Consider the following 12972-nt stretch of genomic DNA (forward strand, 5'->3'; position numbering starts at 1 on the left):
GGGCGACGAGCTACTGCTCACCGAGGTTGGACGATGGAAGCGGGCGAGACAAGTTCATCGAGCCGCAAGAGCACGAGTATCCCCGGTACTCATCCAGGAGATCGCTTTATCCGGCACGTCGCCTCGAGCGACCTTCCGATTCGGGAAGTCGAGCCTGGACGTTTTATAGCCGAACTGGTGGAACCAGCGAGCGTCTGGGGCAAGACGTGGGTACGCCTGCGGCGCGCGCTGATCGGTCGGCCGCTCCGCACCGCCGAAGCAGCGCACGAGCGGATCGGGAAGGCAAAAGCGCTGGCTGTCTTCTCGTCGGACGCACTTTCCTCGACCGCCTACGCGACCGAAGAAATCTTGCGTGTTCTCGTCCTGGCCGGAACAGCGGCCTATGCCTTCGTTCAGCCGATCGGACTTGCGATCGTTCTTCTGCTGGCGATCGTCGTCTTCTCCTACCGTCAAACGATCCGTGCCTATCCGCACGGGGGTGGGACATACATCGTCACCAAGGACAATCTCGGTATCGCACCCGGCTTGTTGGCAGCTGGCGCCCTGCTGAGCGATTATGTCCTCACGGTCGCGGTCAGTATTTCGGCAGGTGTCGCCGCGATGACTTCGGCTTTCCCCTCGCTCTATCCGTACCGGGTCGAGCTGGCTGTCGCTGCTATCGTTCTGCTCACCGTCGCCAACTTGCGTGGCGTTCGCGAGAGCGCGACTATCTTCATGCTTCCCACCTATGCCTTCATCGTCAGCATCGGTGCACTGATCCTCCTCGGGCTGGCCTCCCTGGCTGGTCTCGGACCCCAACCGCACCCGATCCATAGGGAGGTATCACCGCCGAGTAGCCCACTCACGCTGTTCCTCATCTTGCGCGCTTTTGCTTCCGGAAGTACGGCACTGACCGGTGTCGAGGCGATCGCTGATGGAGTTCCGGCGTTCAAAGAGCCGCAAGCCGACAACGCCCGGACCACGCTTCTGGCTATGGGGCTGATCCTCGCCTTCCTGTTCAGCGGGATCACGTTCCTCAGCTATCACTTTCGTCTGGCCCCGAACGAGCGCGAGACGATCGTGTCCCAGCTCGCTCGCACGCTGGTCGATGGCTCGCCGTTCTACTACGTGGTCCAGGCGGTGACCGCATCGATCCTGTTCCTGGCGGCGAACACGGCGTTCGCTGATTTCCCGCGCCTGGGCTACTTCCTCGCGCGCGACCGCTTCCTGCCTCGGCAGTTTCGCTTTCAGGGAGATCGTCTCGCGTTCTCGACCGGTATCCTGACGCTCGGCGCGCTGACGATTCTCCTGGTAATCGCTCGTCACGCCAGCGTGGCAGCACTCATCCCACTGTACGCGGTCGGCGTTTTTACGGCATTCACGCTCTCCCAAACCAGTATGGTCGTTCACTGGTGGCGAAGTGCGCAGGGGGAGCTGCGTCGCGTTCCATGGCACAGTCTCGTCATCAATGCCATCGGCGCTGTCGTGACCGGCATCGTGACCGTGGTCGTGATCGTCACCAAGTTTACCCACGGAGCCTGGATCGTCATTCTCCTCATCCCAGCCCTGATCGGGATGATGCTCGCGATCCACCGACATTACGTTTCTGTTGCTGAGCAATTGCGCATCTCGAGCGAGGAAGCGCGTCACTGGCTGCGACTTCTCCCGCGCCGAAGCGTGGCCATCGTCCCGATCGCCTCGCTCAATCGTGCTTCGCTGACCGCGCTGGCCTATGCTCGGGTGATTGCCGACGACGTGACTGCTGTCCATGTGGCTACCGAGCCGGAAACGGGTCAGACGCTCCAGCAGCGCTGGCGCGAGGCCGGTTTGACGATTCCCCTCGTCATCGTCGATTCACCCTACCGCGAGTTGCTCGGGCCGCTGGTGGCAGTCATCGAGAAACTTCACCGCGAGAAGGGAGGACCGCTCATCACCGTGGTCATTCCGGAATTCGTCCCTGTCCACTGGTGGGAGCGTCTCTTGCATACCCAGACCGCTTGGCGTCTGCGGCGAGCGCTCGCGCAAATTCCTGATCTCGCCATCACGATGGTCCCGTACCACCTCCGGGACTGAACGGCACCGGTCGGCGCACCAGAACAGGAACTGGGGCGTGCGCCAAGACCTGCTCGGCGGTGGAGCCCATCAGCACGTCGCGGAGACCGGTCCAGCCGTGTGTCACCATGGCGATCAGGTCGACGGATCTGGCTCGTGCGGTTTCGACGATCACCTGCGCCGGTCGTCCGCCGGCCACGAGCCACTGCGTCCGGTATCCCTGAGCCGTCAGGCGATCGGCCAGTTCACGGAGATACGCCTCTGGATCGTCTCCGATCACGTCGGCCTCGATGCGCCGGGCGCGGCTCTCCCGGACGTGGAGGAGCAGAACTTCCCACCCTTTCGTACCGAGCACTGGCAGGAGAGTGAGCGCCGCTTCGGCGAGTCGAGACCCATCGAGCGGGACGAGGACGCGGTCGAGCACCGGTTCTTCGACCGGCGGTGGAAGGTGAGCCGGGACGACGAAGACTGGCGCCACACCACTGCCGATCACTTGAGCCGTCACCGAGCCGAGCACCAGCCGGCGCCAGCCTGCCCGGGCATGCGCGGCCATCACGAGGAGTGGATCAGGTACCTCGGCCGCAAGCCGCGTCAGGACCAGGGCAGGATCACCTTCTTCGACGAAGATGCGGGCGGGACGACCACTCGGGAAGGTCCCTGCGATTTCCTCGAGGTAGCGGCGGCACTCGGCTCGCCAGTCTTCGAGCAGCGCGCGCAGCAGTTCCTGCTCCTGCAGCGAGCGTAATCCCACCGGAACATCGAGGACGGAGACGAGTACGAGCGAGGACTCGAGGCGACCAGCCAGAGCGCGAGCCCAGGGAAGCACGCGTTCGCTCACCCCATGCGGTTGAGGCTTGGTACGGTCGTACTCGAGCGGCACGATCAATGTCGGCACAGTTGCATTCCCTCCCCTCGACAGAAACCGGGCAGCAAAGCGAGCCGATTCAGTCGCGCGGCGGTACTTCGACCGGCTGTCGCACTGTTCGCCGCTCGGCGAGCACGAGCGACACGATGACGCTGATAGCGAGCGTCACGATCACGATACCCAGCGACAGCGCCGTCGGGATCTTGTAGAAGTCCTGAATCAGCATCTTGACGCCGATGTAGCTCAGGATGAAGGCCAACCCGTATCGCAAGTAGGCCAAGCGTCGCACCAGGCCGGCCAAGAGGAAATACATCGAGCGAAGGCCGAGAATGGCGAAGACGTTGGAGGAGAAGACGATGAAGGGATCCCGCGTCACCGCGAAGATCGCTGGGATCGAGTCGATGGCGAACATGAGGTCGGTGATCTCGACGAGCACGAGCACGACGATCAGCGGCGTTGCATAGCGCTTGCCGTCGATGCGCACGAAGAAGCGTTGCTCGTAGTAACGCGGGACGATCGGGGCGAAGCGTGAAACGAGCCGGATGGCGATATTGTTCTCGACGTCGACCTCACGCTCTTCTTTCTCGAGCAGCATGCGAATGCCAGTGAAGACGAGGAAAGCGCCGAAAATGTACAGAATCCAGTGGAACTGGCTGATGAGCCAGGCACCGCCGAGGATCATCAGACCGCGCATGATCAGCGCACCGAGGATGCCGTAGTAGAGCACCCGATGCTGGTACTGCGCGGGGACGGCGAAGGCCGTGAAAATCAGGACGAAGACGAACATGTTGTCGGCCGAGAGCGACAATTCGATGAGATACCCGGTGAAGTACTGGAGCCCAGCTTCGTGTCCATCCCACCACCAGAGGAAGACACCAAATAGCAACGAGAGGCTTACCCAGAAGGCAACCCAGAGCCCGGCTTCCTTCATCTCGACCACGTGTGCCTTGCGATGGAAGACGCCTAGGTCGAGGGTCAAGAGCCCGAGGATGAGTGCGAGAAAAGCGAGCCAGCCCCAAAGCGGCACGTCGACCATTCGTTGCACACCTCCACCCGTTGTCCGCTCGGTCCGCCGAGTCGGTCTCAAACGAGACCGAGAGGCGAGCCAGACGGATCGACCGACCCGTCGTGGTCTCGCCTCTCGGTCTCGCTCGGCCGAGGGTGTTCCCTGTGCTGACGACCGAGCGCCCCAGCGCAGTCAGCTGGGAGGCTACTCCCCACGAGCGCCCGCAGTATAATCCACGGTTCCATCCCGCGCAAGCACGCGATCAGGTGCTGACCGAACGCGCTGCCCCCGAACGGCGTTGTGGGCTCGCCGAACAGTCTCCCCTGGTTCCGTTGCACGAGACTGCGTGCGGCAGGGACTGACCGACACTCCTTCGCTTTCCTCGAACTGGGTGAGGTTTGCCAGGGACACCTGCTCCCCCGCGTGCCTGCTGGGCCGTTGTCTGCTCCTGCGCTGGAGAAGCGGGTCGCCGAGATACCCGAGCCGAAGAGGTCGCGCAGAGAAAAACGAGGAATACCTCATTTTGTTTTGCTCAATGCGCCGCGAGCGCGACGATACACCCCTCATTCGGTCGCAGGTGCAGGCTGCCGGAGACCATCTCGCCCGCACGGTCCAGGTGGGTCGAGAGGAGGATCCGTCCGTGCAGGGTGAAGCGCGTCGTCGTGAACACTTGCTCGCGGCCGCCGAAGTCGAGTGCGACCAGCAGGCGTCGACCAGCTGCCTCGCGGAGGTAGGCGAGGAGGTCACGGGTCGCTGAGACAGGGCGGTAGCTCCCGATCGCCAGCGCTGGCTCGGCGCGACGCAGGATCAGGAGTTGGCGATAGAGCGAGAGCATCGACCGCGGATCATCGCGCTGGACTGCGACGTTCCTCTTCGGATAGTCAGGGTTGAGGGGAAGCCAGGGTTCGACCGTGGAAAAGCCAGCATATGGGCTGGTATCCCAAGGCATGGGTGTTCGGCAGGGGTCACGTCCAGCTCCCGGACCGATCGTGTGCTCCAGGGGATCGCGGCGACGATCCGGCGGAATAGGGACGTCGGCGAGGCCGAGTTCGTCCCCATAGTAGATGGTCGGTGTCCCGCGCAGGGTCAGGAGGAGCAGCGCGGCGACCCGCGCCTGCTCCTCCCCGATGCGTGTGGCGACGCGCGGGCGATCATGGTTGCTCAGCACCCAGTTCGGCCAGTCGTCCGGACCGAGCAACGCCTCGTAGGTATCGATGGCGGCAGCGATTCGTTGCGCTTCCCAGGGCACCAGCATCAGCTGGAAATTGAAGGGGAGATGAAGCTCGCGACGGTGCCGGCATCCGTAGTACGTGACCAAGCGACCGATCGGGAGATAGATCTCGCCGATCAGCAGGCGTTCTCCGAATGCGTCGGCCACCTGGCGCATGCGAGCCAGGATATCGTGGACCTCCGGCCGGTCGCTGGTGTAGACAGGCAAGAGTTCCCGGTAGGCAGGTTGATCCGGTGTGTAATCCGGGTCGACCGGATTGTCGCGCAGTTCAGCGTCTTTGATCAGGAACCAGATCGCATCCAGTCGGAAGCCATCGACCCCCCGCGCGAACCAGAAGCGCAGGACGTCGAGCATCGCTGCCTGCACCTCCGGGTTGCGCCAGTTCAAGTCCGGCTGCTCCTCGAGGAAGGTGTGGAGATAGTACTGTCCGGTCGCTGTGTCGAATTTCCAGGCCGAACCCCCAAAAACACTGCGCCAGTTGTTCGGTGGTCCGCCATCGGGAGCCGGATCGGCCCAGATGTACCAGTCGCGGCGCGGATTGTCACGATGACTGCGTGACTCGATGAACCAGGGATGCTGGTCGGAGGTGTGATTGGGGACGAAGTCGAGGATGACACGGATCCCGCGGGCATGGGCATCGGCGATCAGCCGGTCGAGGTCTTCGAGTGTACCGAAAGTAGGATCGACATCCAGATAGTCACTGATATCGTACCCAAAGTCGGCCATCGGGGAACGGAAGATAGGTGAGAGCCAGAGAGCATCGACACCCAGCCAGGTCAGGTAATCGAGCTTGCGGCGGATCCCTTCGAGATCACCCACGCCGTCACCATTGGAATCGGCGAACGAGCGCGGATAGATGTGATAGATGACCGCACGCTGCCACCAGGACCAGCGTCGCTCTTCTTCCACCGTTCCCTCCCCGCACGGCGAGAGCGCCGGCGAGCGATTCGCCCGCACGGCGCTCTTTCGATCGCGTGATCGCTCAGCGCCGGGCCGTCTGCCGCGCGCTCACCAGCCGAGAGACGAGCAAGCTCGTACCCACCGCGACGAGAAAGACGAGCGGGATATCGATCAGGAGAAAGCCCCAGCTCAGTGCCAGTTCTCCATTGACCAAGCTTGCCAATGCTCCGAAGAGGACGCTCAGGACGACCAGCGCGGCCGTGCGCAGCCGGACCGACGCGATACGCCAGCAGATCAGCCCAACGAGGATCCCTGCGCTGATCGGTAGGATCTCGCCCATCGCCCGTTCCTCCCATCCGAGACGTTTCACCCGCGTACCAGCCTGCCGCAGGCTGCTGGGGCTGTCAAGCGGAAACGCGCAATGACTGCTCTCCCTGATCCCCGCCACGCTCAGCACCGAGGGGTGTCGCCTCCGTAACGCCTGGTTCAGCGGTGCGACTTCCGCGGGAAAGGCGCAGGCTTCGTCGTGGCAGGAACCGAGCGAGCGGAGAAACCGCAGCGCGGCCGTGCGCACGCCCCTCGCCTTGACGTCACGCTGGTGGAAGGCTTGACTTGAGTGCTGGGGTCGATGCCGCAGAGAGGGAATCAGCATTGATGACGACCGGCACGAGCCAGGATCCCTTCCAGTTACTCCGGCGCATCCTCGAACTGGAGAAGCGCAAAGGATTTCAGGATACCGCTGCCGCTGGTGGACTGGAACGATTGGTCGCACGCAATCTTCTGGGCTGGCTGGCCGAGTTCCCGAGCCAGAAGGCGCGACTTCAGGAGTTGGCAGCGCTCTTCCGCGGTTACGCCGACCGCTCGCCGGCTGCCCGCGCTGAGCTCGTCGAAAAAGCACTGGCGGTGTTGGACGGCTCGGCGAGCGTACCAGCTGAACAGACGCGTCGGCCGGCTCGCCCGCGACCAGCAGCACGCACCGCGCCGGTTCGGGTTGACCGAGCGGTGGAGCCTGATGACCCGGTGACCGTGTTGCCCGGCGTCGGCAGCCAGCGGGCTCGCCAACTGGAAGCGCTCGGCGTCACGACGGTCCGCGATCTCCTCTTTCTCGTACCCCGCCGCTATCTCGATTACACCCAGGTCGTGCCGATCGGTCGACTCGGACGCCTCGTTCGTCCCGGTGAAGAGGTGACGTGCTCCGTCATCGGCGAGGTGGTGCAGATCGAGACACGGGAGACGTCAGGCGGCCGCCGCTATGTCAGTGTTCAGCTGCGTGACGAGACGGGGACTATCCCGGTCATCTGGTTCAACCCCTATATCGCGCGCCAGCTGGAGGCTGGGCAGCGGATCGCGGTCAGCGGGCGGCTCGAGGGGCATGGTCCGTACGTCCGCTTCCGCAATCCGGAGTGGGAGCCGGCCGAGGCCGAGTTGCTCCAGGCCGGGCGCATCGTTCCCGTCTACCCGCTCACGCAGGGGCTGTATCAGCGCCAGGTGCGCCAGCTGACGCGGGCGGCGCTCGACCTGGCGCTTCCGCGCCTCGAGGACCCTCTGCCGCCCGCGTTGCGGGAGCGGAACCGGCTCCCCTCGCTCGCCTGGGCACTCGAGCAGCTGCACTATCCGGAGACGCTCGCGGCAGCCGAGCGAGCTCGCCGCCGCTTGGCCTTCGACGAGTTCCTCGTCTTGCAACTCGGACTCGTTCAACGTCGACTCGCCTGGCATGCCCAAGCGGGCATCGCGATCCCGATCGACCGGGCCTTCCTGGAAACGTTCCTCGCGTCCCTCCCGTTCCAGCTGACCGGAGCGCAGCGACGCGCGCTCGAGGAAATCCTGGCGGATCTCGCCGAGCCGCACCCGATGAGTCGGCTCCTGCAGGGTGATGTCGGCTCCGGTAAGACGGTGGTCGCAGCGGCAGCAGCCTTGCTGGTCCACCGTGCCGGCTATCAGGCAGCCATCCTGGCCCCGACCGAGATCTTGGCCGAACAGCACTTTCGAACCTTGACCCGTCTCTACCATGGCTTGCCTGGCGGAGAACGGCCACTCGTCGCGCTGCTCACTGGAAGCACGCCGGAGCGCGATCGTGGATCGATCCTCGCAGGACTCGCCAGCGGGACGATCAGCATCATCGTCGGGACGCACGCGCTCCTCGAGGAGCGTGTCCAGTTCCGGCGGCTCGCGCTGGCTGTGATCGATGAGCAGCACCGTTTCGGTGTCCTGCAGCGCCACACACTGCGGAGCAAAGGGGAGAACCCCCACGTGCTGGTGATGACCGCCACACCGATTCCCCGTAGCTTGGCACTGGTCCTGCACGGTGATCTCGACCTTTCCATCATCGACGAGTTGCCGCCTGGGCGCCAGCCGGTCAAGACCTACGTCGTACCGGGACGGAAGCGCACGCAGGCCTACGAGTTCGTTCGTCGCGAAATCGAGAAGGGGCATCAGGCTTTCATCATTTGCCCACTGGTGGAGGAGTCGGAGGCGATCGAGGCGCGCGCGGCCACGGCCGAGTACGAGCGTTTGCAGCGCGAAGTCTTCCCTGACTTGCGGCTCGGCCTCTTGCATGGCCGAATGAGCCCTCGGGAAAAAGAGGACGTGATGACGCGTTTCCGGGACGGTGAGCTCCATATCCTCGTTTCGACCGCTGTCGTGGAAGTCGGGATCGATATCCCCAACGCGACGGTCATCCTGATCGAGGGAGCCGAGCGCTTCGGGCTCGCGCAGTTGCACCAGTTCCGCGGTCGCGTCGGTCGCGGTTCCGCGCCGTCCTACTGTCTGCTCGTCTCCGATGCCAGCACGGAGACCGCGCGGCAGCGCTTGGAGGCGGTCGCCAGCACGACCGATGGTTTCCGGCTCGCCGAGATCGACCTCGAGCTGCGTGGTCCAGGCGAGTTCCTCGGGACCCGCCAGAGCGGTCTTCCCAATCTCCGCTTCGCCTCGCTGGCCGATCTGTCCACGCTTCAAGCCGCTCGCCGAACTGCCGAGGATCTTTTGCGCCAGGATCCGTTGCTCGCCGCACCCGAGCATGTTCCCTTGGCCGAGTTGGTCCGTGCGCTCTGGACACGCAGCGTCGCCGACGTGAGCTGAAAGGAACGACAGCGATGCCGTCGCCAGTTTTCTGGCTCGACGAGAGCCTTCTCGGGCGCGTGCTCGCGCCCTTTCTCCGCCCAGTGCTGGAGCAGATGGGTTGGGAACTCCGCCAACAGCGCGATCTTACCGCCATGACCCTGCGGCGTTTCCCAGGGCTGGCGCTCCTCGATACGATCGAGGCATTGGCGCTCGTCCCAGCCTACGCTCTCGCGACCGACTTGGCTCTCGTTGCGCAGCACGCCAGTGTCGTGGCGTTGGAGACTCCGGATCGGCCTGATCAGATCGGCGAAGCGGTCGTCGTGTCCGAGGGTTGTCGACCTGCCAGTCGCGCGCTGGCCCGTGCCACCATCGAGCCGTTCTTCGGTCTGCGGATCCGAGCCTGGGACGGCGAACAAGGCGCAGATGCGCTGCCGGTTCTGCGGGTCCACGAGGACGAGGCAGCGCTCGGCCCACTCGGCGAGCGCTCCCACGATCTGGGACGTGCCTGGTTCGTCCTGACTGGCCAACCATTCGTGAGTCACCTGCTGGTCGTTGCGCCAGAGCTGCCGAGTGACGTCCTGCGTCCTGTCGCCAGCCTGTTGCAGGTGCTTCCCGAGCAACTCGCTGGCCGTGCAGCCGAGATCGCGGCTGAACTCGTCGCTGCTCGGCCACTCGATGCAGGGCGACTGCGGGTCGTTCTGACCGAGGCGCTCAGCGTCGTGACGCCCAAAGTGCGGAAAGCGGTCGACGAGTTGGTGCGGCGCAGCGGAAGTGGCTTGCGCTTACCACCAGGGGAGATCTATCGGCCGCTCGCTTCGTGATCCTCCGCTTCGGTTTCCTCTTCGTCGGGTAGCCGCGCGCGATAAACGCGAGCCAGGGCGGCGTACCATTCTCCGCCAACATGATGGGCGAGCGGGGCTTCTTCCAGGTGGAGCCAACGGTCGCCGAAAAGTTCGCTGTCCGCTGCGACAGCCAGGACTTCGCCGACGAAGAGATCGTGGTCGCCGAGGCTCAGTCGCGCCGCGAGCCCGCATTCGATCTGTGCGATCGCTTCCTCCAGCACAGGAACGTCGGTCTCGAGCGCATCGGTCGGATGGAGCTGTGCCCGGGTGAATTTGTCCGTGTCGCGGCCGGAGAGGAGGCCGCAGAGGTGGAGAGCAGGCAGATACTCGATCGTCACGATGTTCAGGGTGAAGAATTCGCCCTTGGTGAGGAGTTCGTGCGTCAAGCGGCTGGGGTGGACGGCCAGCCCGATGCGCGGCGGTTCGAGACTCAGCGGTATGACCCATGCCGCGGTCATCACGTTCGGTTGTGCCCGATAGTGCGTGGTGACCAGAACGACCGGTCCAGGTTCCAGCAATCGTGCCGCCAGGCGCGGCTCGCGTCGCTCTTTTCGTCCCACGGTCCCTCAACTCCTCTCGGCAGTCGAGTGCCGGGCACGTGGTGCTGCCAGCATCGCTTGGTAAACCGCATAGTACTGCTCGGCGATGCGCCGCTGCGTGTAGTGCGCGAGGACACGCCGCCGGCCTGCTTCCCCGAGTTCGCGTAATCGCTCCGGGTTCACGAGCAAGGTGGCCAGCAGGCGTGCCAGCGCCTCGACGTCGTCCTCCGGGAAGATCAAGCTCGGGTCGCCGATGACGTGCGGAATTTCGCCGGAGGACGAGCCGACGACCGGCACCCCACAGGCCATCGCTTCGATGATCACTCGTCCGAACTGTTCCTTCCAGTTGCGGCGCGTTCGCGAGGGCACGACCAACAGGTCGAAGCGATTGAGCGCTTCCGGCATCAGTGCGGCTGGCACGCTCCCGCGGAAGATGACGCGGTCGCGCACGCCGAGCTGCGCGGCGAGCAGCTCGAGCCGCGTCCGCTCGGTGCCCTCACCGACGATCTCCAGCTGGACGCGGACAGGCAAGCGTGCCAGCGCCCGGATGACCAGGTCGGCTCCTTTTTCCGGCACCAGCCGGCCGACGAACCCGAGCGTGGGGACGTCAGCTCGCGGCACTGACAGAGGACGAAAGAGGTCGGGATCGACACCGAACTGTGGGATGACCGCGAGCGGTCCCTGGTATCCCTTGCGCCGGAGCACTGCGGCAGCTTCCTGATTGCCTGCTACCGCCATGCTGGCGAGCCGGTAATTCAGCCGCTCGAACCAGGAGAACGGAGGGGGGTAACGACGATAGAGATTTTGCCAGGTAAAGAAGAGCATCCGGGCTCCGTAGCGCCATCCGAGCAGGGCGGCGTGCGCTGTCACCAGGTTGTACGGTTCCTCATCGATATGCAGGATGTCGGGGCGGAAGCGGGCGATCTGCTTACCCAGGCCTGGATAGAGATGGATGTGATGGTGCCCGTTGAACCACATCGGCTCGACCACGAGCTGATAGCCTTGGACGAAGCGTCGTTCCAACTGGAGGACACCGACCCGACTCTCGTGCCAGGCTGGCGGTACGACAGCGAGGAGTTCGATGCCGGGCAAGCGCGCTAACTCCTCGAGCTTGCGCTGGTACATGCCGTTGACCAGGGCCTTCGAGACCATCAGGATCCGCATGGTTTTCCGACCACTGCTCGCAAGCCGTTCCCACCAGCCTCTGCGATCGCCTCGCGGTAGACCGTGAGGGTCTGCTCAGCTGTCCGTTGCCAGCTGAACATTCTGGCACGCGCGAGACCCCGCTCGCGCAGCGTGCAGCGGAGTTCCGCATCGGTCAAGACGCGCACCAGTGCCTCCGCGAAGGCGTCCTCTTCCGGTTCGACCAGGATTCCAGCTTCTCCGACAACTTCTGGCAAGCTCGTGCAGCGAGCCGCGATGACCGGAGTACCACAGGCCATCGCTTCGAGCGGTGACAGCCCGAACCCCTCGTAGCGAGAGGGGTACGCGTACACGCTTGCCAGTCGATACCAGAGAAGCTTTTCCTCCTCGCTGACCGGACCAGGAAGGAGAACATGCTGTTCCAAACCGAGTTCGCGAATGAGCGGTGCCAGCGGTGGGTAGAGGCGCGGATTCGCACTGTGCGGCTGTCCCGGAATGACCAGGCGAGTGCCCGCGGGAAGTCGGGGCAGGGCACGGGCAAAGGCGCGGACCAGGAGCGGGAGGTTTTTCCGGACATCGAAGCCACCCAGATTGAGAACCACCGGCCCGGTAATCCCCCATGCCTGAGCCAGTGCCTGCGTCGCGTCCGGTTCAGGAGTTGGTGCGAAACGCTCCTCGACCCCGAGGGGAACCACCCGGATCCGCTCGGCCGGATAGCCGAGCACGCGAACGATATCCTTCCGGGACCACTCGGAATCGGTCAGGATGAGTCGTGCTCGTCGCACAGTACGGCGCATCAGCGCCGTGTAGAAGCGCATGGCCAACGAGGAACGATATTCCGGCAGAACGAGTGGGATGACGTCGTGGACGGTGACGACGAAGGGAGTCGACAGGCGAAGCGGTGCCGCGAAGTAGGGGATGTGCACGAGTCGCGGCTGGACTGCGCGAGCGAGTTGAGGGATGCCGCGTTGCTCCCACCAGAGCTTGCGCACCTTACTCGGCCAACGAGTGGGTGGGACGAGGACCAGCGCCCGTGCCGCGTCAGCGAGGTCCACGGGTGGCTGCGCTGGGAGCGCGAGGGTCACGACCGGATCATCGTTTCGAGCCAGTTCGCGCCAGAGCGCGAGCGTGTACTGGCCGCTCCCGGTCCGTGGCTGGGCGATGAAGGCACCGTCGAGTAACACATCGATGCGCGTTCCTGCCACCGCTCCCCGTTCCTCCCACGGTGAGTATAGAGTGCGCGCTCGGGACGGTCCGTCTTCGAGATACCGCAGCCATCCGCCAGCCTGACGGGCTGGCAGTGCGTTCCAGGGAAAATCGGGTGCCAGCAGAGAGCGCGCGGATTGCACGTGTCC

Annotated in this window: 10 protein-coding genes; 3 read left to right on the plus strand and 7 right to left on the minus strand. The window is 64.4% G+C overall.

The features are described 5' to 3' along the window. Positions 1-33 precede the first annotated feature (33 nt). Positions 34-2052, plus strand: a complete 2019-nt coding sequence (locus TRD_RS00370; protein ID WP_012641493.1) for an APC family permease — start codon at positions 34-36, stop codon at positions 2050-2052. Here TRD_RS00370 and TRD_RS00375 read toward each other — a convergent pair. The 4 genes from TRD_RS00375 to TRD_RS00395 all read right to left on the minus strand — a co-directional run bounded on the left by TRD_RS00375 (position 2021) and on the right by TRD_RS00395 (position 6373). Further along, entirely contained in the window at positions 2021-2926 is a 906-nt protein-coding gene (locus tag TRD_RS00375; protein WP_012641494.1) for a universal stress protein, read from the minus strand. The two genes, TRD_RS00370 and TRD_RS00375, sit on opposite strands and share 32 nt — an antisense overlap. A 49-nt stretch (positions 2927-2975) precedes the next feature. Continuing rightward, positions 2976-3932 carry a TerC family protein gene (locus TRD_RS00380; RefSeq protein ID WP_012641495.1) on the minus strand — a complete coding sequence of 319 codons (957 nt, stop codon included), beginning with the start codon at positions 3930-3932 and terminating at the stop codon, positions 2976-2978. 502 nt (positions 3933-4434) lie between these two features. Next, on the minus strand, positions 4435-6042 hold the full coding sequence (locus tag TRD_RS00390; protein WP_041435815.1) for an alpha-amylase family glycosyl hydrolase: 1608 nt from the start codon (positions 6040-6042) through the stop codon (positions 4435-4437). 73 nt (positions 6043-6115) lie between these two features. Further along, the gene (locus TRD_RS00395) at positions 6116-6373 is read right to left on the minus strand and encodes a hypothetical protein (protein WP_041435818.1); all 258 of its coding nucleotides are present in this window, start codon (positions 6371-6373) and stop codon (positions 6116-6118) included. Between the two features lie 314 nt (positions 6374-6687). Between TRD_RS00395 and recG the strand changes: the two genes are divergently transcribed. Together recG and TRD_RS13405 are read left to right on the plus strand one after the other, a co-directional pair. Continuing rightward, the gene (recG, locus tag TRD_RS00400) at positions 6688-9111 is read left to right on the plus strand and encodes an ATP-dependent DNA helicase RecG (RefSeq protein WP_012641498.1); all 2424 of its coding nucleotides are present in this window, start codon (positions 6688-6690) and stop codon (positions 9109-9111) included. 14 nt (positions 9112-9125) lie between these two features. Then, entirely contained in the window at positions 9126-9914 is a 789-nt protein-coding gene (locus TRD_RS13405) for a type 2 periplasmic-binding domain-containing protein (RefSeq protein ID WP_012641499.1), read from the plus strand. Here TRD_RS13405 and TRD_RS00410 read toward each other — a convergent pair. Genes TRD_RS00410 through TRD_RS00420 form a run of 3 tightly spaced genes read right to left on the minus strand, consistent with a single transcriptional unit; the run spans position 9893 to position 12822 of the window. Next, the gene (locus tag TRD_RS00410; RefSeq protein ID WP_012641500.1) at positions 9893-10495 is read right to left on the minus strand and encodes a flavin reductase family protein; all 603 of its coding nucleotides are present in this window, start codon (positions 10493-10495) and stop codon (positions 9893-9895) included. The genes TRD_RS13405 and TRD_RS00410 overlap by 22 nt on opposite strands. Before the next feature lie 6 nt (positions 10496-10501). After that, on the minus strand, positions 10502-11638 hold the full coding sequence (locus tag TRD_RS00415; RefSeq protein ID WP_012641501.1) for a glycosyltransferase: 1137 nt from the start codon (positions 11636-11638) through the stop codon (positions 10502-10504). Next, complete coding sequence (locus TRD_RS00420) at positions 11626-12822, minus strand: glycosyltransferase family 4 protein (RefSeq protein ID WP_143714580.1); 1197 nt, start codon at positions 12820-12822, stop codon at positions 11626-11628. Before TRD_RS00420 ends, TRD_RS00415 begins: the two co-directional genes overlap by 13 nt. Positions 12823-12972 lie beyond the last annotated feature (150 nt).

Source organism: Thermomicrobium roseum DSM 5159, from assembly GCF_000021685.1.
In the GTDB taxonomy this organism is placed as follows: Bacteria; Chloroflexota; Chloroflexia; order Thermomicrobiales; family Thermomicrobiaceae; genus Thermomicrobium; species Thermomicrobium roseum.